Source organism: Billgrantia tianxiuensis, from assembly GCF_009834345.1.
Lineage (GTDB): Bacteria > Pseudomonadota > Gammaproteobacteria > Pseudomonadales > Halomonadaceae > Halomonas > Halomonas tianxiuensis.
In genome coordinates this window covers 2208113-2228289 of record NZ_CP035042.1, presented here as the reverse complement: position 1 = coordinate 2228289, position 20177 = coordinate 2208113, and the positions used below count along the sequence as shown (strand labels likewise).

Sequence of the window (20177 nt, the reverse complement as noted above, 5' to 3'; positions counted from 1 at the left end):
ATCGGCGAGCGAGATGAAACGCAAGGCGGCACCGCGCAACGCAGCGATTCGCTCGCGCAGGCACTTGTGCTGTGTTTCCTTAACGCAGTCCCAGCATCGAAAGGATAAAAAGCACCACAACGATCAGGCCAATGATGTAGATGATATTGCGCATACAGCTCTCCTTGCTGTCCGGTTGGAAGAGTCGAGAGGTAGCTATCGGCCACCGTCAGCCCCAGTGTAGCGGACCTGCACGAAGCATCCAGCGAAGCGGCCAGGCTTGTGGCCTACGGTGTACGCTAATACCTTAACGAAGAGGATTCCCAGTTCGGCACAAGGAGCGACACTCGCCATGTCTCGAGACCACAGGTCGCAGCGTGTCATGTTCGTCCTGGTTCCTCGCGTTGGTGCCTTCCTGTGGCGAGTCCTGGTGGCCTTCCTGCGCAACCGCGGCATTCTGCTGGCAGGCGGTGTCGGCTACAACATCCTGCTTTCCATCGTGCCACTCTTCGCCCTGCTCGCCGTACTGCTGACGCGGGTCGTGGACGAAGCCGTGCTGCTCGAGGTCCTCAGCGTCCAGTTGGCCCACTTGGCTCCGGCCCACGCCGAAGGCCTGCTGGAAGCGGTGCGTACCCTACTGGAATCGCGCGACGTGATCGGGCTGTTCGGCATTCTGATGCTGCTGGTGTTCAGCTCCTTCGTCTTTCGCATGCTGGAAGACGCCCTGGCGATTATCTTCCACACACCGGAAGCCCATCCCAAGCGCCGAATCTGGGTCTCGGTACTGCTCCCCTACCTGTTCATGCTGGTGTTGGGTGCCGGCCTGGCCGCCCTCACCCTGATGGTGACCCTGGCCGAGGCGATCGGCACCCTGTGGCGAGTGGTCGCCGGGCGCGACATGCCCTTGGCCGGCCTCTCCGATCCCCTGCTCAACCTGTTCAGCTTCCTCGGTGTCTTCCTGCTCTTCAGCGCCATCTACAAGGTTCTTCCCGTGGTGAAGATCGCCTTGAAAAGAGCGCTGGTAGGCGGCTTCGTCGCCGCCCTGCTGTGGGAAGGGGTCCGCTTCCTGCTGATGTTCTATTTTCTCAACGTCTCGCTGGTCAACGTGGTCTACGGCTCACTCGCCACGCTGATCGTGGTGCTGCTGACCCTGGAAGTGGGCGCCGTGATCCTGTTGCTCGGCGCCCAGGTCATCGCCGAACTCGAATACAACGCCCGTCGCGGCTTGCCGTGGTATGTCGACCCACGGCGGGAGGCGATCACGCACGTGGACTGAGGCGAGCACTCCCAGTAACCCCTCAATAACGGGAGCTGTGCTTTCTATTGCTCCGTAACCGGCGTATGAACGTAAACAGCGCCTTGCCGCTGACCATGCCAAGCACGTAGATGACGAGCAGCAGCAACGCCAGCGGCATGCGCGTTCCCCATGCCAGGAAGCGCACCTCGACCAGGACGATGTTCTGCACGAAGAGAATCGCGACCAGCAGGGTGATGACGATCTTGATCGCCAGCAGTAGCGTATCCATGCGCCCTCCTTTGTCATTCTGCCTATTCAAGCTGGGCGGTCGCACGTTACCTGTCAACTTGAGCCAAGGTCGAACCGCCTTGGCCAACAATGACACGCCCGGCCGAAGTCGGGCGTGTAGGGCATGGACATCAGGAAGGAGAAACGTTGCGGGACTTCAGGCTCGGCGCGCGATCAGCCGAAGGCAAACAGTGCCCCGGCTGCCGCGATCGCCACGCCCAGAGCCCGCAGAAAACGGTTCTCCCGCTGCATGAGAAACCCGCCGGCCAGGCGGCCCACATAGGTGATCGCCAGCGTGGCCAGCGTGAAACCGGCCAGGTACGCCAGCATGGAGGCACCGTGCGGCATCTCGCTGCCGTGGGCATGGCCGTGGAACAGCATGAACAGTACCACTACGCCGGCGCCCACCGCGGCCGGCACCTTAACCAGCGCGGCAATCAATACACCCGCCAGCAACACCGACATGGCAATACCGAACTCCACGCCCGGCAATGCCAACCCCCCCCAGGCCAATCCGGCTCCCAGCAGCATGCCACCGGCGGCGAGCAGCGGCGCCGCCAGGCTGAAAGCACGGCTCTGGCGCAGGCTCCACAGCCCGACGGCCAGCATCGCCAGCAGGTGATCCAGCCCCAGCAACGGATGCGCCAAGCCGGCGGCAAAGCCGCTGCCGTGGGCATGGTCGTGGCCCGGGTGGCCAACAGCCATGCCCGCGACCAGCAGCATGAGGGGGACGCTGGCCAGTGCCAGGCGCGTGGCGGAGGAATGACGGTTCTTCATGGTGGCGATCTCCTTGCCGATAAGGGAAACGGGTTTAGACTCAGGCGTTGACCGGCTGGGCCCGGGGACGACGCTCCGACAACATGCCGCGATCGAGAATGAAGCGGATGATCTCTTCGAGACCCACGCCGTCGTAGAGGTTGGTGAAGACGAACGGACGCTCGCCGCGCATCTTCTTCGAATCCCGCTCCATCACTTCGAGCGAGGCGTGAACCTGCTCGGCGATGTCGATCTTGTTGATGATCAGCAGGTCCGACTTGGTGATACCGGGCCCGCCCTTGCGCGGGATCTTGTCACCGGCGGAAACATCGATCACGTAGAGCGTGAGGTCGGAGAGCTCAGGACTGAAGGTGGCCGAGAGGTTGTCGCCGCCCGACTCCACCAGCACCAGCTCCAGGTTGGGATGTCGCCCCTGCAGCTCGTCGATGGCGGCGAGGTTCATCGAAGCATCCTCGCGGATCGCCGTGTGCGGGCAGCCGCCGGTCTCCACACCCAGGATGCGGTCGGCTGGCAGCGCCTCGTGACGCAGCAGGAAATCGGCGTCCTCACGGGTGTAGATATCGTTGGTGACCACGGCAATGTCATAGTGGTCGCGCAGCGCCAGGCAGAGCTGCTTGAGCAGAGCCGTCTTGCCGGACCCCACCGGGCCGCCGACACCGACGCGTAGGCAATGTGTCATCGTCTTGTTCCTTTCATGAATTCGACGTTTGGAATGTCACGAGAAGGAAGACGTCGCTTCGCGACTCGAAGAGGGAAGAAAACTCACGTCCTGTCTTCCCTCTTCCCTCTTCCCTCTTACTACTAGCTTCTAAACAATCGCGAGTACTGCGTTTCGTGCAACGCGCTGGCCAGCGCCAGGCCGGGCAGCGCAGGGCCGAGTTCGTCGTCCTCGAGCACGAGCGCCTCGTCTACCGCGGCCACCAGCGCCGGGCGCAGCCGCTCGACCAGGCGCTGGGCGGCGGTATGTCCCAGCGGCAGCGCCTTGCAGGCCACCGCCAGCTGGTTCTCGAGCCAGGCCCAGGAAAAGCCGAGCATGGCCTGGCGCGGTGCCACCCCTCGCACCTGGGCAGCCCAGGCAAATACCGTCACGTAGCCGGCGCCCGGCGGCAGCGCTGGCGACTCTCTCGAAGGGCCCTCGGGCAACAGGTTCAGACTGCCCAATAGACGGGAGAGCGACGCGCCCAGGCGCGAATCCTCGGCGGCCAGCTCGGCGGTCTCGCGGTTGGCGGCAAGCCAGCCATCCCACTGTGCGATCGCCTCGGCATCCTCATCCGCCCAGGCCTGCTGCAGACGCGCCAGCACCGGCAGCTCGCAGCGGGTCAGGCCGTCGTCGAGCACGCCGGTCAGCCAGTCGCCGAGGCTCGCCTCGTCCTTTACCCACCCGAGTTCGAAGGCACTCTCGAGCCCCTGCGAAAAGGCAAAGGCGCCGATCGGCAGCGCCGGGCTGACCAGTTGCAACAGTCCCAGCAGGGCCAGATCGTCGCTCTGCGCCATCCCCTGGGCCGCCTCAATGGGCATGGTGATGGCCATGGCCGTGGTGACTGTGATCGTGGCCGTGCTCATGGTCATGATCGTGGCCGTGCTCATGGTCATGATCGTGGCCGTGCTCATGGTCATGATCGTGGTCATGCGCATGTGAATGGCCGAGCTGGTGGTAGGCGCCCGGCTCGGGATCGAAGGGAGCCTCGTGCCGTTCCAGGCTCGCTCCCAGCAACTCGGCCAGCTCTTCCAGAACGTGGTCCGGCGGGAAGCGCACGTAACCACCCTGCCCGTCCTCGCCCAGGGCCAGTTGTACGTGGCGATTGCCCAGGTGGTAGGCGAGCCGCGCCAGCGGCAGGCCTGCCGCAACGCGCGCCGTCACCACCGGCTCGTCTGCAGCCCTGACCCGCACGATCTCACCGCTCTCGGCGCGCAGCCCCTCGCCATGACGCAACACCGGGCCACGGTCGAGAAACAGCCCCAGATCGCGACCGGCGTCGCTGACCGCCTTGAGCCGACCGCGAATGCGCAGCTCATAGGGCAGCGTGAGGGTGTCGCTGGCCTGGCGTCCTTCGATGGGTCCCAGGCGTTCGATCAGTTTCAGCATTATTCAACCCCAGTATCGGGCCACGAGCCGCGGGCTTCGGGCTCGTAGCTCGTAGCCCGTAGCCCGTAGCTCAGAACAAGTGGTAGCGCTGAGCCAATGGCAGCTCGGTGGCCGGCTCACAGGTCAGCAGCTCCCCGTCGCAACGCACCTCATAGGTCTGCGGATCGACGCTGAGCTCGGGGCAGGCATCGTTGAGCTTCATATCGCTCTTGCGCACACCGCGCACGTTCTTGCATGCCGCCAGCTCGCTTTGCAGGCCCAACCGCTCCTTGATGCCGGCGTCCAGCGCCGCCTGGCTGACGAAGGTCAACCGCGACAGGCTCGCCGCGCGACCGAAGGCACCGAACATGGGGCGGTAGTGCACCGGCTGCGGCGTGGGAATCGAGGCGTTGGGGTCACCCATGGGTGCCGCCGCGATCATGCCCGCCTTGAGAATCAGCGCCGGTTTGACGCCGAAAAAGGCCGGACTCCACAGCACCAGGTCGGCCAGCTTGCCGACCTCGATGGAGCCGACCTCATGACCGATACCGTGGGTGATCGCCGGGTTGATGGTGTACTTGGCGATGTAGCGCCGGGCACGGAAGTTGTCGGCGCCAAGCGCTTCATCCTCCGGCAGCAGACCACGCTGCACCTTCATCTTGTGCGCGGTCTGCCAGGTGCGGCACACCACCTCGCCGACCCTCCCCATGGCCTGGGAGTCCGAGGCAATCATCGAGATCACCCCCATGTCCTGCAGGATGTCCTCGGCGGCAATGGTCTCGCGGCGGATGCGCGAGTCGGCGAAGGCCACGTCCTCGGGAATGTTGGGATCGAGATGGTGGCACACCATCAGCATGTCGAGGTGCTCGTCGATGGTGTTGACCGTGTAGGGCCGGGTCGGGTTGGTCGAGGACGGCAGCACGTAGGGCTTGGAACAAGCAATCAGGATGTCCGGCGCGTGACCGCCACCGGCGCCCTCGGTGTGGTAGGTATGGATCCCGCGCTCCTTGAAGGCGGCCAGCGTATCCTCGACGAAGCCCGACTCGTTGAGCGTGTCGGTATGGATGGCGATCTGTACGTCGTACTTTTCGGCCACGCTCAGGCAGGTGTCGATGGAAGCCGGCGTGGTGCCCCAGTCCTCGTGCAGCTTGAGACCGATGGCGCCGGCTTCGATCTGCGCCTCCAAGGCTTCGGGCAGGCTGGCGTTGCCCTTGCCGAGCAGGCCGATATTCATCGGCAGCTCGTCCACCGCCTGTAGCATCCTGCCGATGTGCCAGGCGCCCGGCGTGCAGGTGGTGGCATTGGAGCCGGTGGCCGGCCCCGTGCCGCCGCCGAGCATGGTGGTGATGCCGCTCATCAGCGCCTCTTCCACCTGCTGGGGGCAAATGAAGTGGATGTGCGCGTCGATACCGCCGGCGGTGAGGATCTTGCCCTCACCGGCAATGATTTCGGTGCCGGGGCCGATGACGATGTCGACATCGGGCTGGGTGTCGGGATTGCCCGCCTTGCCGATGGCTGCGATACGGCCGGCCTGCAGACCCACATCCGCCTTGACGATACCCCACCAATCGAGGATCAGCGCGTTAGTGATCACGGTATCCATCACCGTATCGTCGAGGCGCTGGCTCTGGCCCATGCCGTCGCGGATCACCTTGCCGCCGCCGAACTTCACCTCGTCGCCGTAATGGGTCGCGTCGCGCTCGACTTCGATCCACAGTTCAGTGTCGCCCAGGCGTACCCGGTCGCCCACCGTGGGGCCATACATATCGGCATAGGCCTGCCGGCCGATCTTGTTGGGAGAGGTATTTGGAGAGCTGTTATGAGAGCGGGTGCTCATGCGCTACCTCCATCCAGCTTACCCATCACCTCACCGCGAAAGCCGTAGATATGGCGCGTGCCGGCAAAAGGAATCAGCGTGACCTCGCGGGTCTGACCCGGCTCGAAGCGAATCGCCGTGCCCGCCGCCACGTCCAGCCGAAAGCCGTGTGCCTTGGTGCGGTCGAAGACAAGCGCCGGGTTGGTTTCGGCGAAGTGATAATGGGAGCCGACCTGGATCGGCCGGTCGCCGATGTTGGCCACCTCCACCGTGATCCGCTCGCGCCCGGCGCAGAGCTCTATCTCGCCGTCCTGTAATTGGTACTCACCGGGAATCATTGGACCTTCCCTACGTTATGGCTGTCATTGAACAGCTAAAACTGAGCGAACGAAGGCCAGGCAAGGCGGCGAGCGACAAAAACGCGGAGTTTACTTTAGTAAATGAGCATTTTTTGTCGTGAAGCCAACACAGCATGGCCGAGTGCAGCCAGTTTTAGACGATTGGCGTGTGGACCGTGACCAGCTTCGTGCCGTCAGGGAACGTCGCCTCCACCTGCACCTCGTGCACCATCTCGGCTACCCCCTCCATCACATCGTCGCGGCCGAGGATCTCGCGGCCGTAGCTCATCAGCTCGGCCACGCTGCGGCCGTCTCTCGCGCCTTCCATGATCTCGAAGCTGATCAGCGCCACCGCTTCCGGGTAGTTGAGCTTGAGGCCGCGAGCCCGGCGTCGCTCGGCCAGTTGGGCGGCCGAGAACAGCAGCAGCTTGTCCTTGTCTCTCGGGGTCAGTTCCATGCGAGTCTCCTGGAATCGTCAGGTGAACCAGATACGGGGGGAATGGGGAGGAGAATCGATCAACAACGGCCTGAGACAGGCCCAGGCCTGCTGGCAAAGGTCCCAGGCTTCGTTACGCTCATGTCCTAGATAGCGCAGCAACAGCACGCCATGGCGCATGGTCACCGCCCAGCGCGGGTTCGGCGTTATCGCGTCACGCAATGCCTCGACGGCCAGGGCTTCATCGTCGAGGCCCACGGCCCACAGGGTGGCCTGCACGCTGGCGCCACCCTGCCCCCAGCGCCCCTTGAAGCGCGGGTGCTCCGGGTCGAGCGGCTGGCGCTCCAGCCACAATGGCTTGCCATCGCGATACAGCCGAAAGCGCTGCTCGATTCGGCCCGACACGTAGGGCAGCCGGCTCGCCGGTCGACCCAGCGCCAACACTTCCCAGCCCAGGCAACGCGCATCGTCGGCCAGCTCGATGGACGTGTGCTGCTCACCGCACGAGCCGTCGAAGGCAATGGTCTCCTGGGGCAGCCACTCGAGCACTCCGCCCGACGCCACCTGCAGCTCGGTACGCTGGGACCAGGCCACACCATGGCTGTCGGCACGATAGAGCTTGTTGGCCGCAGGCGTCGTCACCAACGCACGGGCGCCCGCTTCGACCTGAACCGAGACGTGCAACACATCGCCGCTGACCAGCCCTCCGGGTGGATGCAGCAGGTAAACATGACACGAGCCCTCGCGCCCCTCGGGATAGAAAGGCCGCTGCACCCGCAGCGGGCCCTGATGACGAGCCCGCACCAGGCGGGTGGCCCCCTGGCGCCGGTCGAAGCCGAGTTCCAGCGACGCCACCCAGCGGCGGCCGGCATCGAAGCGGTGACCGGAAGCACAGGGCGGCAGCAGTGTCTTGGCGTCGAAACGAGCCGTCATTGGCATCGGCCTTCTGCAACAGGGTTCGGCCTCTTCGTCGAGGCTTTGCCCTATTCAGGCAACCGCTGTACCAGAACAGTGAAATGCAGAAAAAACGAATACGATTCATTGAGTTATTTTGTATACAGCCACACCTGCAAGGACCATCTTCGCACCAGATTGGCGCACAAAAGCCAGCGAGGCGCACAGTTTCTGCGCATGAGCGCCTCGTAACCCTCTTGATCACGGCCCAGAACGGTGCAGGAGCGAATTCCTTACCTTGGCAAAACGGCTATACCGTCAGGTGCTCCTTGATCAGGGCATCGGACAGCTCGCCGATCGCGCCCTTGGCCACCGGCCGGCCGCGATCCATGATCGCGAAGCGATCGGCATACTTGCGGGCGAAGGGCAGCTTCTGCTCCACCAGCAGCACGGTCAGACCGTCCTCGGCGATCAGCTTGCGAATCACCTCGCCAATCAGGGTGACGATATTGGGCTGGATCCCCTCCCCCGGCTCGTCAAGAATCAGCAGGCGTGGCTCGATCACCAGCGCCCGACCGATGGCCAGCTGCTGCTGCTGGCCGCCCGAGAGATCGCCGCCCCGACGGTGCTTCATCTCCTCGAGCACCGGGAAGAGTTCGAAGATGCGCTCCGGGATGGTGCGCCGACCATCGCCGCGTGCCGCCAGGCCGGTACGCAGGTTCTCTTCCACGGTGAGCAGCGGGAAGATCTGCCGCCCCTGGGGCACGTAGCCGATCCCCAGCCGCGAACGATCCTCCACCCGCCGCCGGGTAAGCTCGACATCGTCGGCATAGCGGATGCTGCCGGAGGCCACCGCCACCTCCCCCATGATCGCCTTCATCAAGGTGGTCTTGCCCACCCCGTTGCGCCCCATTACGCAGGTACACTGGCCCACCGGCACGGCCAGGTCGAGATCCCACAGGGTGTGGCTTTCGCCATAGAACTGGTTGAGCTTGTCGATCTCGAGCATCAGACCGCCTCCTCCTCGGCTTCGGCACCCAGGTAGACCTCGACCACCCGCGGGTCGCTCGAAACCTGGTCCATACTGCCCTCCGCCAACACACTGCCCTGGTGCAGCACCGTCACCTTGCGCGCGATGGAACGCACGAAGCCCATATCGTGCTCGACGACCACAACGGATTGTTTTCCCGCCAACCCGGTCAGCAGCTCGGCGGTACGCTCCATCTCCTGCTCAGTCATGCCGGCCACCGGCTCGTCCACCAGCAACAGGCGCGGCCGCTGCATCAGCAGCATGCCGATCTCCAGCCACTGCTTCTGGCCGTGGGAAAGGATGCCCGCCGGGCGCTGGCGCAGTTCGCCCAGGCCGATGGTCACCAGCACTTCGTCGATGCGGTCACGGATCTCGCCGCTCATGCGCGCGGTGAGCGTGGGCAGGATGCGCTTGTCGGCAGCCATCGCCAGTTCCAGGTTCTCGAATACGCTCAATGCTTCGAACACCGTGGGCTTCTGGAACTTGCGCCCGATGCCCAGGCTGGCGATCTGCGGCTCGTTCATGGTCAGCAGGTCGTGGCGACTGCCGAACCATACCTTGCCGCTGTCGGGTCGGGTCTTGCCGGTGATGATATCCATCATGGTGGTCTTGCCGGCGCCGTTGGGTCCGATGATGCAGCGCAGCTCGCCGTCGTCGATGGTCAGGTTGAGGTCATTGATCGCCTTGAAGCCGTCGAAGCTGACCGTGACGTCCTCGAGGTAGAGAATCGGCCCGTGGCGCACGTCGACCGGCGACTCGGCCGGCACCAGGAAATCGAAGACCCGGTCACGATTGGCCAATGAACCCAAAATGCTCATGCCGATGCCTCCTTGCCGGAAAACGAGGCGTCACCGTCGCGGCGATGACGAAGTCGCAATGCCAGGAGCCCCGCCACCCCCTTGGGCAGGAACACCGTGACGAGCACGAAGAGCCCGCCCAGGGCAAACAGCCAGGCATCGGGCATCACCCCGGTGAAGACCGTCTTGGCGTAGTTGACGAGTATCGCCCCGATCACCGCTCCATAGAGCGTCGCGCGGCCGCCCAGCGCCACCCACAGCACGATCTCGATGGAGAACAGCGGCGAGAACTCGCTGGGGTTGATGATCCCTACCTGAGGCACATAGAGCGCCCCGGCCAGGCCCGCCAGCATGGCCGAGACCACGAACACGAACAGCTGGAAGCGCTCGACCCGATAGCCGAGAAAGCGCGTGCGCGCCTCGGCGTCGCGGGTCGCCACGCACACCCGGCCCAGCTTGCTGGTCACGATGGCCCGGCACAGCAGGTAGCCCAGCGCCAGGGCCACGCCGGTGGCCAGGAAGAGGCCCAGCCGGGTCTCGCTGCTGCGCAGGTTGAAGCCGAGGATCTCGCGGAAGTCGGTCAGCCCGTTGTTGCCGCCGAAGCCCATCTCGTTGCGGAAGAAGGCCAGCATCAGGGCGAAGGTGAGCGCCTGGGTGATGATTGACAGATAGACCCCGGTGACCCGTGAGCGAAACGCCAGGAAGCCAAACACCAGCGCCAACGCTCCCGGTACCAGCAGCACCATCAGGAAGGCGAACCCGGCCATGTCGAAGCCATGCCAGTACCACGGCAAGCTGTCCCAGTTGAGGAACACCATGAAGTCGGGCAGCACCGGGTGGCCATAAACGCCACGGTCACCGATCTGGCGCATCAGGTACATGCCCATGGCATAGCCGCCCAGGGCGAAGAAGGCGCCATGGCCCAGGCTGAGGATACCGAGATAGCCCCACACCAGATCCACCGCCACCGCCAGCAGGGCGTAGCTCAGGTACTTGCCGAACAAGTTAACGGTATAAGCACTGACATGGAGCGGATGCCCCGCCGGCACGGCCACGTGCAGTAGCGTCACCAGGGCCATTGTCGCCAGCAGCACGCCGAGAAAGATCAGCGTCGAGCGTTCGCCGAACGGCCTCATCAGCCACGATCGCGATTGCATGGATCAGCCCTCCGCCGCCCGGCCCTTCTGCGGGAAGAGTCCGCGGGGGCGCTTTTGAATGAACAGGATGATGAACACCAGCACGATGATCTTGGCCATCACGGCACCGGCCCAGGGTTCCAGCACCTGGTTGATGACACCGAGCGATAGCCCCGCCACCAGGGTGCCCCACAGATTCCCCACGCCGCCGAAGACCACCACCATGAAGGAGTCGATGATGTAGTTCTGGCCCAGGTTGGGTCCCACGTTGGTGAGCTGGCTGAGCGCCACGCCGGCCAGCCCCGCCACCCCGGAGCCCAGGGCGAAGGTCAGGATGTCGACCCGCGTGGCGCGAATGCCCATCGAGCGTGCCATGGCACGGTTCTGGGTCACCGCCCGCACCTCCAGGCCGAGCCGGGTACGGCGCATGATCAGCATCAGCGCGGCGAACACCACCAGGGCGAAGCCGAGCACCACCATCCGGTTGAGCGTGAGAGAAAGCGCATCGTTGACGGCAATGGAGCCGCTCATCCACTCCGGCGTGACGACGGTGCGGTTGAGCGGCGAAATGACGGTGCGCACCAGCTGCTGCAGGATCAGGCTGATGCCGAAGGTGGCCAAGAGCGTTTCCAGCGGCCGTCCTTTCAGGAACTGGATGACGCCGCGCTCGATGGCGATACCCGCCAGAGCTGCCACCAGGAAGCCGGCGGGAATCGCCAGGATCAAGGCCAGCCCCGGCTGGCCCGGCAGCAATTGCTGCATGGCCCAGGTGGTGTAGGCACCGAGCATGATCAGCTCGCCATGGGCCATGTTGATCACGCCCATCACGCCGAAGGTGATGGCCAGGCCGATGGCGGCGAGCACCAGCACCGAGCCCAGCGACAGGCCGAAGTAGAGCGTCTCGACCGCACGGTTGACCTTGAGCTTCTGCTCGATGCCGCTCAAGGCGCTCCTGGCCTCCTCGACCAGCGCGGGATCGTCACTGTTGAGTACCCGATTGAGAGCAACCCGCACCCTAGGATGGAGACTGCCGCGCAGTTCCTCGACCGCCTCGACCTCACCCTGCTCCAGGCGGTAAATGGCGAGCGCCTGGATCAGCCGCTCTTGCACCCGCGCATCCGGCTCCGCCTCGATCACCTCGGCCAGGGGGCCAGCCAGGTCGCCGTCGACCTCGCCCAGCAACCGCTCGGCGGAAGCGCGGCGTAACCCGACATCGGCGGCATAGAGATCGACCACGGCGATGGCGCTGCGCAGTTGATTGCGCAGCGCGTTATTGATGCCGATGCGGTCCAGGTCGCGGCGCGACATCTCGCCCAGGGCCTCGCCGGTCAGGGCGTCCTCGACCGGCCACTGGCGGCCCGAATTGTCGAGCACTACCACGAAGCGGCCATCGTCGATGCGCTGCAAACGACCATCGAGCAGGGCCTGGAGCCAGTCCCGTGCGCGAGGATCGTCGCTGCGCACGATGGCCTCAATGGCTTCGCCCTTAGCGGAAAACGACGACACGTCCAGCGCCGCGAGAAGCGCCTGTGCTGTTGTATCGTCGGACCTTTCGGCGTCCTGCGCGGATGCGGGAGCGGCCAGCGTAAGACCAAGTGCGAGCGTGAGGGCAAGGACGAGAACCATCAGCCACGAACCCCTCGTTGCTGCATGCATGGGCTCGCTGTCTTCGGCGGCGCTGCCGGCCCTCGCCCCGGCCGCCACTGGCCAGGGCACGGGGGATATCTCATCGGAGCGTTCCTCGGAATCGGTGAAGAAGGCGTGCTCCCCGCTGCCAGGCAGCGGGGGCCATGCTGGGCTTACTCGGCGAGCGCCGCTTCGGCCTCTTCGGCAGCGGTGCTGCCGCCGCAGCGGCCGTTGGCCACGTTGAAGTTGCCGCACTCCATGGGCTTGCGCCAGTCAGCGATCAGGTCACGCGAACCCGGCAGGTAGTCGGACCAGGCATCGCCGGCCACGGTGGAGGGCGTCTGCCATACGATGTCGAACTGGCCGTTGTCCTGTACCTCGCCGATCAGCACCGGCTTGGTGATGTGGTGGTTGGGCATCATCGCCGCATAGCCGCCGGTCAGGTTGGGAACGGTCACGCCGATGATGGCCTCCTTGACCGCATCGACGTCGGTGGTGCCGGCCTTGCGCACCGCCTCGGCCCACATGTTGAAGCCGATGTAGTGCGCCTCCATGGGATCGTTGGTCACCGCCTCCTCGTCGCCGGTGTAGTCGATCCAGGCGTCGATGAAGTCGTAGTTGGCGTCGGTGTCCACGCTCATGAAGTAGTTCCAGGCGGCCAGGTGACCCACCAGCGGGCCGGTATCGATGCCGGAGAGCTCCTGCTCACCCACCGAGAAGGCGATGACCGGAATGTCGGCGGCGTCGATGCCCTGGTTGGCCAGCTCGCGATAGAACGGTACGTTGGCGTCGCCGTTGATGGTCGAGACCACTGCGGTCTTCTTGCCCTCGCTGCCGAAGCGGCGCACCTCGGCGACGATGTTCTGCCAGTCGGAGTGACCGAACGGCGTGTAGTTGATCATGATGTCCTCGTCGGCAATGCCGTGCTCCTCCTTGAGGAAGGCTTCGAGGATACGATTGGTGGTGCGCGGGTAGACGTAATCGGTGCCGAGCAGCGCAAAGCGCTCCACGCCCACCTCGTTGAGCAGGTATTCCACCGCCGGGATGGCCTGCTGGTTGGGCGCTGCCCCGGTGTAGAAGACATTCTCCGAGGACTCTTCGCCCTCGTACTGCACCGGATAGAACAGCAGGCCATTGAGTTCCTCGAACACCGGCAGCACGGCCTTGCGCGACACCGAAGTCCAGTTGCCGAACACCACGTCCACCTCATGCTGCTCGAGCAGCTCGCGGGCACGCTCGGCGAACAGCGGCCAGTTGGAGGCCGGGTCGACCACCACCGCCTCGAGCTGACGGCCCAACAGGCCACCCTGCTCGTTCTGCTGCTCGATCAGCATCTCGACGGTGTCCTTGAGGGTCGATTCGCTGATCGCCATGGTGCCGGACAGCGAGTGCAGGATGCCCACCTTGATGGGCTCTTCCTGGGCCAGCGCCTGGCCAGTAACACCGAGGGACGCCGCCGCCAACAGGGCTGCGGCCACAGCGCGGGACGGGGATGACATGATGCGAACGGGGAAAGGCATGTTGCGACGGGAAGCGTTCACTCGAACCTCCTTGCGCCCTCCTGCGGGAGGGACTTGTTGTGAAGTTCATGCACGGCCGACACCGGCCGCACAGCACTAGGCTCCAAGCCATTGCAAGGCCTGCGCCATCATGCGGCAAAACCCTTGGAAGGCTTCCTGTACAAACAGTTACGCGCAGCTCTTCGAGCCAGAACTCACCCTATCGCACCGCAGGCGTGCACAGGTCAGGTGAACCTTTGCGCCGACAACGTTCGCCTGCACCACGAGCACGCACCAAGCAAGTGCACCCCACCTAACGCAAGCAGGGGCGTCGATCTCTCGACGCCCCTGCTGGGAAAGATGCTTCTACTTCTCGTCTGTGGCTGAGCTGCTAGGAAGCGGCTGGGCTGCGCATCTTGGTCAGGCCCCGCTTGGCCAGCGGCAGCAGCAGCGACAGCGCTGCAATGATCAGCAGCCACATGGAGATCGGCTTGTCGATGAAGGTCCACCAGTCGCCACCGGAGATCTGCAGCGCCCGCCGCATCGACTCTTCCATGATGGCGCCGAGAATCAAGCCCAGAATCAGCGGTGCGGTGGGGAAACCGAACAGGCGCATGCCAAGTCCCAGCAGGCCGAAGCCGAGCAGCAACAGCAGATCGAAGATACTGAAGCTCATGCCATAGACGCCGACCATGCAGAAGATCAGGATCAGCGACAGCAGCATCGGCTTCGGCATGTCGAGAATCTTGGCAATCAACGGGATCAACGGCAGGTTGAGAACCAGCAGGAAGATGTTGCCAATGTACATACTGGCGATTACGCCCCAGAACACGTCCGGGCGATTCTCGAGCATCATCGGACCTGGCGAGACGCCCATGATCAGCAGCGCGCCAAGCAGCACCGCGGTGGTGCCCGACCCCGGCACACCCAGCGTCAGCAGCGGCACGAAGGAGCCGGTACAGGCCGCGTTGTTGGCCGCCTCCGGTGCCGCCACGCCCTTGATGTTGCCCTTGCCGAAGGTGTGGCCGTCCTTCGCCAGACGCTTCTCCATGCTGTAGCCGAGAAACGAACCGATGGTGGCACCAGCGCCCGGCAGTACGCCGGTAAAGAAACCGAGCACCGAACTGCGTGCGATGGGCGGCGCGATCTGGCTCACTTCGCTACGCGTCAGCTTGAGCGAACCGATGGCGTTGCGTGGCGCCTCCTTGCCGCCGCCGCCGCGCAGCAGGATGTAGAACACCTCGGCCAGAGCGAAGATACCCAGCGCTACCACCAGGAAGTCGATACCGTCCAGCAAATGCGCGCTGCCGAAGGTATAGCGCTCGGTACCGGTCTGCAGATCGATGCCCATGATCGAGATCATAACCCCGAGCACTGCGGCGATCAGGCCCTTCACCAGCGACTTGTCGGACAGCGATACCACCGCCGTCAGGCCCAGCACCATCAGCGAGAAGTACTCGGCCGGACCGAAGCTGACGGCCACCTTGCCCAGCAGCGGCGCCACCAGCATCAGGAATACGATGGAAACGGTGCCGCCAATGAACGAGGCGTAGGCGGCAATGGCCAGGGCCTTGCCCGCCATGCCCTGCTTGGCCATCGGATAACCATCGAAGGAGGTGGCCACGGTTCCCGCCACACCCGGCGCGTTGAGCAGGATCGACGAGGTCGAGCCGCCGAAGATCGCGCCATAGTAGACCCCTGCCATCAGGATCAGGCCCGAGGAAGGCTCCATAGCGAACGTAATAGGGATCATCAGTGCCAGCGCACTGATCGGCCGAGCCCGGGCAGCATGCCGATGATCGTGCCGGCGAATACGCCAAAGAAGACATAGGCGATGTTCATCGGCTCCAGCGCAATGCCGAAGCCGTACATCAGATTGTTCAAGGACTCCATGGAAGTCTCTCCAGCCGATCAGAATGGCAGCAGGCCGGTGGGCAGGTAGACGCCCATGGCACGGGTGAGAGTCAGGTAGAGCGTCAGCACTACGCCCAACGATACCGCCAAGTTGATCGCATGGCGGCGATAGCCGTAGTACCAGCTCAGGCCGAAGCCCAACAGGGTGGAAGCCAGCACGAAACCGAACGGTACCAGCAGCAGCGCGTAGGCCACGATGGCCAGCGAGGTCACGACGACGCGCGACCAGGGGCGCAGCAGCAAGGGCCGGGCGGCGTCTTCCTGAGCCTCTTGCGCCGCCGCATCCGCCTCCTCGTCGTCACTGACCACTTCGGCCGGACGCTCGAAGAACAGCAAGGCAGCCAATGCAAGCAGAGTGAACCCCAGCACCTTGGGAAAGAGATCGGAGTCCACCGGGCGAGGCAAGGGGAACGAGGGAATCTGCCACGCCATCCACAGGTAGGCGGCGGCAAACACGGCGATGATGAGTGCCAGCCACTGGTTGGTATTGAGTCGTGTCATGGGGTAAACCTCGAGCCGAATGGCTCAGGTGTTGCAGGATGAACCGACCAGAGCTCCGTAGCGAAGCCCTGGCCAAGGGTCTTGCCTTCGCTTACTTACTGGCCGAGCAGGCCAAGATCGCTCAGCACTTCGCTGAACTGCGTCTTCTGTGCATCGAGGAAGTCGCCGAACTCTTCGCTGTCCTGATAGGCATCGAGCCAGCCCAGTTGATCACGAGCCTGCTGCCAGCCGTCGGTCTCCAGCATCTGGGCGAACAGGTCCTCGTAATAGGCCACGGCCTCGGCGGGCATGTCCGGAGCACCCATCACGCCGCGCCAGATGTCGAAGGTGTAGTCGATGCCCTGCTCCTGGTAGGTGGGCACGTCAGCCAGCACACCGCCCATGCGCTCGGGAGCGGAAACACCCAGGGCGCGAACCTCACTACCCTCGCCCAGTTGTCCGGAGGCCTCGCCGGCGCCGGTGATTACCGCCTCGACATGGCCGCCCATCAGGCTGGTCATGGCCTCGCCGCCGCCGGAGAACGGCACGTAGTTGACTTCCGCTGCGTTCAGCCCTGCCGCGGAGGCAAGCCCAGCGATGGAGATGTGATCCATCGAACCAGGAGCACTACCGCCACCGATGCTGAGGTTGGGCTTCTCCTGGATCGCCTCGAACAGCTCGTTGAGGTCGCCGTAGGGTGAGTCGTCACGCACCAGCACGATGGAATAGTCGGTGATCAGGCGTGCGATCGGGGTGAAATCGGTGTGATCGTGGCGCGAGGTCCCTGCCAGCGGCACCAGAATGATGGGCGGGCTGGTGGCGAACAGCTTGTGCGGGTTGCCGCTGTCGCGCGCGATCTGCGCCCAAGCCACGGCACCGCCGCCTCCCGGCACGTTGATGGCGGCGAAGTTCTGGTCAGCCAGCCCTTCCTCCTGGATGACACGGGAGGTGGTGCGCACCAGGGTGTCCCAGCCGCCGCCCGGGTTGGCCGGGCGATGAACTCGATGGAACGGGTGGGCGTCCAGTCCTGGGCCTGAGCCAGGGTGGCCAGGCTGGCAGCAGCCAACGGCAGGGCCAGCAGGGTCAGGTGCTTGACGGGAAACTTGGCAGTCATGGCGTTCTCCGGTTGTCGGATAATTATTGTGTCACCGCCCGAGGGCGTACACCTCGAACGTTAGAGGAGTCTTCACAACATAGACAAGTTTCTGAACATAAACGACAAAGTGTTCTTTGTGAGCATTTTGTTCATTGTGCTCACGGCCGTATTGCTACTCTCAGCCCTCCTCGCTCAACTCTCCTCTCTCAACCCTCTTCGCACCAGGGCGACGCATCTCCCGCCAGCCGGTAGCGCCGTTCGGGCCGCCCGACGTCACCATAGCCCAGCTCGGCGCTCACGACCTGTACCGATACCAGGAACTCCAGGTAGCGCCTCGCCGTCGAGCGGCTAGCCCCCATGGCGCGTGCCACTTCCATGGCGGCCAGAGGCTTGCCGGCGCTGTCGAGCGCCGCCACCACCGCACGCAGCGTCAAGCGGTCGATGCCCTTGGGCAGGCTACGCGTCGCCGTGCTCGTCGCCCCCTCGGGACGCAGCCGGGCCAGCACTCGGTCGAGCTCCTCCTGGCTGAGCTCGCTGCGTGCCGCCAGCGCCTCGCGCTCGCGGCGAAAACGCGCCAACATCTGCGCCATGCGCGCCGCCTCGACCGGCTTGATCAAGTAGTCGAAGATGCCGCCGCGTAGCGCTTCTGAGATGGTATCCACCTCGCGCGCCGCGGTTATCATGACGATATCGATGTGCACGTGATCGCGGCGCAGCGCCCACAGCAGCTCGAGTCCCTCGACGTCGGGCAGGTAGGCATCGAGCAGCACCAGTTGCACGGCGCTGGCATGCCGTACCATCAGCTCGCGCGCCTCGGCCCCACTGCGTGCCATTCCCACCACGCGGAAGCCCTGGCTCTGCTCGATGAAGGCGCGGTGGATCTCGGCGATCCGGAAATCGTCCTCGACGATCAGGATGCCGTATTCATCAGGCGTCTGGCCTGCTGCGTGCATCATTTCCCCCATGGCGTTTTACGTTGTCATTATGGCCGCCGACCTCTCGCCTCACGGTGACGGCTCGACCGGCTGGCTCGTTCGACACAGCGAGCGGTCGAGCACTACCGTGAAGCAGGCGCCACCCAGCTCGCTCTCCTCGAGCGTGATGGCCCCACCGTTCTCCCGGCACAGTCGGCTTACCAGCGCCAGGCCGATGCCGCGATGCTTGCCCGGCTTGGTGGAGAAGCCTTCTTCGAAGATCGACTCGACATGCTCCGGCGGCACGCCAGGGCCGTTGTCCTCCACCTCGATCAGCAGCTGCTCGCCCAGGTCGGTAAAGAACAATCGAACCTGCCCACCTTCCCCGCGTTGCTGAGCGGCATGGCAGGCGTTGTCGAGCAGGTTGCCGATCACCGTCATCATGACCTCCTGGCCGGTGAAGGTTAGCGGTGAGGAGAGCGAACTCTGGTCGTCGATCTCGAGCGCCACGTTGAGCTCCCGGGCCCGGGTCAGCTTGCCCAGCAAGGTGCCGCTGACCACCGGATCTGCAACGTGCTTCATCAGGAAGGTCATCTGCGCCTGCTGGCGCTCGCTCTCCTGATGGATCAGGGCCAGGGCATCCTCGATGCGGTCGAGCTGCAGCATTCCAGAGATGGTGTACAGCTTGTTGGAGTACTCATGAGCCTGTGCACGCAGCATGTCCACGTCGCGGCTGGCAGCGCTGAGGGCATTGGAGAGATTGACGATCTCGCGACGACTGCGGAACGTCGATACGGCCCCTTCAATCTCGCCGGCATGCAGGATCGGTACGCGGTTGACCACGATGGGATGGTCGCCCAGCCACATCTCCTGGTCGAACTGGCGCTCGCCACGCTCGAGCACCTCGGACAGGCGCGAATTGGGCACCACCTCCTGGATCGGTCGCCCCAGTACCTCCTCGGCCGGTGGCAGCCCGAGAAAGCGCCGCGCCTGCTGGTTGACCAGCGTGATCTGCCCCTCGCGGTTCACCGCCAGGATGCCCTCGTGGATCGACTGCAGGATCGCCTCCTTCTCCATCGCCAGGCGCGCGATCTCGTAGGGCTCGAGCCCCAGTATCACCCTCTTCAGGTGACGCGAAAGCAGGTAGGCACCGGCAAAGCCGAGCACGATCATCAGTGCCACCAGCCACCACCCCAGGCTGGTGTGCTCGATCACGGCCAGTTCCACCCGGTCGAGCATGAAGCCCACCGAGACGATGCCGATGATGTTGCCCTCGGCGTCGAAGACCGGGGTCTTGCCGCGCACCGCCTCGCCTAGCGAGCCGGTCGCCTCCGAGACGTAGGATTCGCCATGCAACAGCGCACGATCGTTGTCGCCGCCGACCATGGGCTTGCCCAGCCGTTCCGGCAGCGGATGGGAATAGCGCAGGCTCTCGGTATTGCCCACCACCACGTAGCGCGCGCCCGTTTCACGCCGGATGCGCTCGGCGATGGGCTGAATGGTGGCGCTGGGGTCGGGGTCGTCGAAGGCCGCGATCAGTTCCGGGATGCTGGCGACGCTGAGCGCCACGGCCAGGGCCCGCTCACCCATCTGGTGGCTGATGATCTCGGCCTTGCGGTGATTGAGGTAGGCACCCTGGGCGAGCAGCATGCCGGCCAGCAGCAGGCCGACCAGCAGCATCACCTGCAGGCGAAAGCTGCGCGTCAGCCAGCCGCGCCTTGAACGGCCACGACGCAGGCGCTGGAGTTCGGCAATGGATTCGCTGCGCGGGGAAGACATGACGGGCGCTCGACGTTAGCGAAAGCGTCATTGTCGCATGAGTGACGGGACGAGACACCTGGCCAGCGCAGCCGGG

General features: G+C 64.5%; 18 protein-coding genes and 2 pseudogenes. 1 reads left to right on the top strand and 19 read right to left on the bottom strand.

Translation table 11 applies throughout. From position 1 onward, the window contains the following. Nucleotides 1-331 precede the first annotated feature (331 nt). The gene (locus EKK97_RS10405) at nt 332-1255 is read left to right on the top strand and encodes a YihY/virulence factor BrkB family protein (RefSeq protein WP_159551687.1); all 924 of its coding nucleotides are present in this window, start codon (nt 332-334) and stop codon (nt 1253-1255) included. Nucleotides 1256-1277: 22 nt separating this feature from the next. Here the strand turns inward: EKK97_RS10405 and EKK97_RS10400 are convergent, their stop codons facing one another. The 19 genes and pseudogenes from EKK97_RS10400 to EKK97_RS10310 form a co-directional block, all read right to left on the bottom strand. Then, complete coding sequence (locus EKK97_RS10400; RefSeq protein ID WP_159551685.1) at nt 1278-1505, bottom strand: lipopolysaccharide assembly protein LapA domain-containing protein; 228 nt, start codon at nt 1503-1505, stop codon at nt 1278-1280. Nucleotides 1506-1678: 173 nt separating this feature from the next. Then, nucleotides 1679-2281, bottom strand: a complete 603-nt coding sequence (locus EKK97_RS10395; RefSeq protein WP_159551683.1) for a HupE/UreJ family protein — start codon at nt 2279-2281, stop codon at nt 1679-1681. Between the two features lie 40 nt (nt 2282-2321). Continuing rightward, the gene (ureG, locus tag EKK97_RS10390) at nt 2322-2960 is read right to left on the bottom strand and encodes an urease accessory protein UreG (RefSeq protein ID WP_159551681.1); all 639 of its coding nucleotides are present in this window, start codon (nt 2958-2960) and stop codon (nt 2322-2324) included. 122 nt (nt 2961-3082) lie between these two features. Next, entirely contained in the window at nt 3083-3799 is a 717-nt protein-coding gene (locus tag EKK97_RS10385) for an urease accessory protein UreF (protein WP_422673565.1), read from the bottom strand. Beyond that, nucleotides 3789-4367 carry an urease accessory protein UreE gene (gene ureE / locus EKK97_RS10380; RefSeq protein WP_159551679.1) on the bottom strand — a complete coding sequence of 193 codons (579 nt, stop codon included), beginning with the start codon at nt 4365-4367 and terminating at the stop codon, nt 3789-3791. The genes EKK97_RS10385 and ureE overlap by 11 nt, the downstream gene beginning before the upstream one ends. 70 nt (nt 4368-4437) lie before the next feature. Continuing rightward, complete coding sequence (gene ureC / locus EKK97_RS10375; protein ID WP_159551677.1) at nt 4438-6183, bottom strand: urease subunit alpha; 1746 nt, start codon at nt 6181-6183, stop codon at nt 4438-4440. Beyond that, a complete protein-coding gene (locus EKK97_RS10370) occupies nt 6180-6500 on the bottom strand; it encodes an urease subunit beta (protein WP_159551675.1) in 321 nt (106 codons plus the stop codon). Before EKK97_RS10370 ends, ureC begins: the two co-directional genes overlap by 4 nt. 154 nt (nt 6501-6654) lie before the next feature. After that, nucleotides 6655-6957 (bottom strand): urease subunit gamma, encoded by a 303-nt coding sequence (gene ureA, locus EKK97_RS10365; protein WP_159551673.1) that lies wholly within the window; start codon nt 6955-6957, stop codon nt 6655-6657. Nucleotides 6958-6975: 18 nt separating this feature from the next. Then, nucleotides 6976-7869, bottom strand: a complete 894-nt coding sequence (locus EKK97_RS10360) for an urease accessory protein UreD (protein WP_159551671.1) — start codon at nt 7867-7869, stop codon at nt 6976-6978. Between the two features lie 271 nt (nt 7870-8140). Further along, complete coding sequence (urtE, locus tag EKK97_RS10355; protein WP_159551669.1) at nt 8141-8839, bottom strand: urea ABC transporter ATP-binding subunit UrtE; 699 nt, start codon at nt 8837-8839, stop codon at nt 8141-8143. Next, the gene (urtD, locus tag EKK97_RS10350; protein ID WP_159551667.1) at nt 8839-9678 is read right to left on the bottom strand and encodes an urea ABC transporter ATP-binding protein UrtD; all 840 of its coding nucleotides are present in this window, start codon (nt 9676-9678) and stop codon (nt 8839-8841) included. Before urtD ends, urtE begins: the two co-directional genes overlap by 1 nt. After that, on the bottom strand, nt 9675-10814 hold the full coding sequence (gene urtC, locus EKK97_RS10345) for an urea ABC transporter permease subunit UrtC (protein WP_159551665.1): 1140 nt from the start codon (nt 10812-10814) through the stop codon (nt 9675-9677). Before urtC ends, urtD begins: the two co-directional genes overlap by 4 nt. Before the next feature lie 3 nt (nt 10815-10817). Beyond that, nucleotides 10818-12419 carry an urea ABC transporter permease subunit UrtB gene (urtB, locus tag EKK97_RS10340; protein ID WP_159555758.1) on the bottom strand — a complete coding sequence of 534 codons (1602 nt, stop codon included), beginning with the start codon at nt 12417-12419 and terminating at the stop codon, nt 10818-10820. A 173-nt stretch (nt 12420-12592) separates the two neighbouring features. Continuing rightward, a complete protein-coding gene (gene urtA, locus EKK97_RS10335) occupies nt 12593-13918 on the bottom strand; it encodes an urea ABC transporter substrate-binding protein (RefSeq protein WP_201297115.1) in 1326 nt (441 codons plus the stop codon). A gap of 391 nt (nt 13919-14309) precedes the next feature. Continuing rightward, nucleotides 14310-15811: pseudogene (locus EKK97_RS10330) on the bottom strand (tripartite tricarboxylate transporter permease). Between the two features lie 18 nt (nt 15812-15829). After that, nucleotides 15830-16333, bottom strand: coding sequence for a tripartite tricarboxylate transporter TctB family protein (locus EKK97_RS10325; protein WP_159551663.1), 504 nt, complete (start codon nt 16331-16333; stop codon nt 15830-15832). Nucleotides 16334-16428: 95 nt separating this feature from the next. Continuing rightward, nucleotides 16429-17426, bottom strand: a pseudogene (locus EKK97_RS10320) (tripartite tricarboxylate transporter substrate binding protein). Nucleotides 17427-17614: 188 nt separating this feature from the next. Then, a complete protein-coding gene (locus EKK97_RS10315) occupies nt 17615-18373 on the bottom strand; it encodes a response regulator (RefSeq protein WP_234286323.1) in 759 nt (252 codons plus the stop codon). 39 nt (nt 18374-18412) lie between these two features. Further along, the gene (locus EKK97_RS10310) at nt 18413-20101 is read right to left on the bottom strand and encodes an ATP-binding protein (protein WP_159551661.1); all 1689 of its coding nucleotides are present in this window, start codon (nt 20099-20101) and stop codon (nt 18413-18415) included. Nucleotides 20102-20177 lie beyond the last annotated feature (76 nt).

Bases quoted from the DNA above. Each gene is read 5' to 3' on its own strand.
- EKK97_RS10370 (WP_159551675.1), bottom strand. From the start codon at position 6,500: ATGATTCCCGGTGAGTACCAATTACAGGACGGCGAGATAGAGCTCTGC.
- EKK97_RS10400 (WP_159551685.1), bottom strand. From the start codon at position 1,505: ATGGATACGCTACTGCTGGCGATCAAGATCGTCATCACCCTGCTGGTC.
- EKK97_RS10405 (WP_159551687.1), top strand. From the start codon at position 332: ATGTCTCGAGACCACAGGTCGCAGCGTGTCATGTTCGTCCTGGTTCCT.
- urtB (WP_159555758.1), bottom strand. From the start codon at position 12,419: ATGGTTCTCGTCCTTGCCCTCACGCTCGCACTTGGTCTTACGCTGGCC.
- urtE (WP_159551669.1), bottom strand. From the start codon at position 8,839: ATGCTCGAGATCGACAAGCTCAACCAGTTCTATGGCGAAAGCCACACC.
- EKK97_RS10310 (WP_159551661.1), bottom strand. From the start codon at position 20,101: ATGTCTTCCCCGCGCAGCGAATCCATTGCCGAACTCCAGCGCCTGCGT.
- ureG (WP_159551681.1), bottom strand. From the start codon at position 2,960: ATGACACATTGCCTACGCGTCGGTGTCGGCGGCCCGGTGGGGTCCGGC.
- ureE (WP_159551679.1), bottom strand. From the start codon at position 4,367: ATGCTGAAACTGATCGAACGCCTGGGACCCATCGAAGGACGCCAGGCC.
- EKK97_RS10395 (WP_159551683.1), bottom strand. From the start codon at position 2,281: ATGAAGAACCGTCATTCCTCCGCCACGCGCCTGGCACTGGCCAGCGTC.
- urtA (WP_201297115.1), bottom strand. From the start codon at position 13,918: ATGTCATCCCCGTCCCGCGCTGTGGCCGCAGCCCTGTTGGCGGCGGCG.
- EKK97_RS10385 (WP_422673565.1), bottom strand. From the start codon at position 3,799: ATGCCCATTGAGGCGGCCCAGGGGATGGCGCAGAGCGACGATCTGGCC.
- ureC (WP_159551677.1), bottom strand. From the start codon at position 6,183: ATGAGCACCCGCTCTCATAACAGCTCTCCAAATACCTCTCCCAACAAG.
- EKK97_RS10315 (WP_234286323.1), bottom strand. From the start codon at position 18,373: ATGGGGGAAATGATGCACGCAGCAGGCCAGACGCCTGATGAATACGGC.
- EKK97_RS10325 (WP_159551663.1), bottom strand. From the start codon at position 16,333: ATGACACGACTCAATACCAACCAGTGGCTGGCACTCATCATCGCCGTG.
- urtC (WP_159551665.1), bottom strand. From the start codon at position 10,814: ATGCAATCGCGATCGTGGCTGATGAGGCCGTTCGGCGAACGCTCGACG.
- ureA (WP_159551673.1), bottom strand. From the start codon at position 6,957: ATGGAACTGACCCCGAGAGACAAGGACAAGCTGCTGCTGTTCTCGGCC.
- urtD (WP_159551667.1), bottom strand. From the start codon at position 9,678: ATGAGCATTTTGGGTTCATTGGCCAATCGTGACCGGGTCTTCGATTTC.
- EKK97_RS10360 (WP_159551671.1), bottom strand. From the start codon at position 7,869: ATGACGGCTCGTTTCGACGCCAAGACACTGCTGCCGCCCTGTGCTTCC.